The sequence below is a fragment of the Streptomyces sp. GESEQ-35 genome (genome assembly GCF_017948485.1).
In the GTDB taxonomy this organism is placed as follows: Bacteria; Actinomycetota; Actinomycetes; order Streptomycetales; family Streptomycetaceae; genus Streptomyces.
In genome coordinates, this window is sequence record NZ_JAFFSX010000085.1 from 1 (window position 1) to 1,082 (window position 1,082).

The 1,082-nt window shown below is 72.8% G+C and carries 1 protein-coding gene; it reads left to right on the forward strand.

Going from position 1 to position 1,082, the window contains the following annotated elements:
* A partial coding sequence (locus KCH87_RS48440; protein WP_247197940.1) for an NB-ARC domain-containing protein occupies positions 1–1,082 on the forward strand: 1,082 nt, incomplete at both ends.

Below are 1,082 nucleotides of genomic sequence, written 5' to 3' on the forward strand. Positions count from 1 at the left end.
GCCGAGCGCTATCCCGACGGGCAGCTCTACATCAACCTGCGCGGATTCGACCCGACCGGTGCGATCGTCTCGTCGGCGGAGGCGATCCGTGCGTTCCTCGACGCGCTCGGCGTCCCCCCGCAGACCATCCCGGGCACGCTGGACGCTCAGACCGCCCTCTACCGCAGTCTGCTCGCCGACCGCCGGGTGCTGGTTCTCCTCGACAACGCCCGTGACACCGAGCAGGTCCGCCCGCTGCTGCCCGGCTCCGCCGACTGTCTGGCCATCGTCACCAGCCGCAGTCAGCTCACCGGTCTGGTCGCCCACGAGGGGGCGCGACCGCTGACACTGGGCCCGCTGTCTCCCGCCGCGGCCCACGGCTTCCTGGCGCGCCGCGTTGGTGCTGTACGGCTGACGGCGGAACCGGAGGCCGTGAACGAGATCATCGAGTGTTGCGGGCGGCTGCCCCTGGCCCTGGCCGTCGTCGCGGCGCGTGCCGCGACCAACCCCGGGTTCGCGCTCGGCATCATCGCCGGAGAACTGCGGGAGGGCCGGGGCAACCTGGACGCGCTCACCGGCGGCGACCCCACCTCGGACGTACGGACCGTCTTCTCCTGGTCCTACGAGGCCCTGTCCGCACCGGCCGCGCGACTCTTCCGCCTGCTCGGCCTGCACTCCGGCCCGGACATCTGCGGGCACGCCGCAGCGGCCCTCGCCGGGCTTCCCCTGCGCGAGACCCGCGGCCTGCTCGCAGAGATCACCCGGCTCAACCTCCTCAACCAGCACGCGCCCGGCCGCTACGCCCTGCACGACCTGCTGCGCGTCTACGCCGCGGAACGCGTCACCACGCAAGAGACGCCGCAGGAGCGGGACCGGGCCGTGGAACGGCTGGCGCACTGGTACCTGCACACGGCGGCTGCCGTCTACGGCTACCTCTCTCCGGGCCATCGCCCGTTCCCTCTCGGCCCCCGGCCTCCGGAATGCGAGCCCATGACGTTCACCTCGCGCGACCAGGCACTGCGGTGGTGCGAGATCGAGCGCCCCAACTTCGTCGCCACCGTGCACCAGGCCGCCGCATCGCACCGGCCCGACCTGGCGTGGCA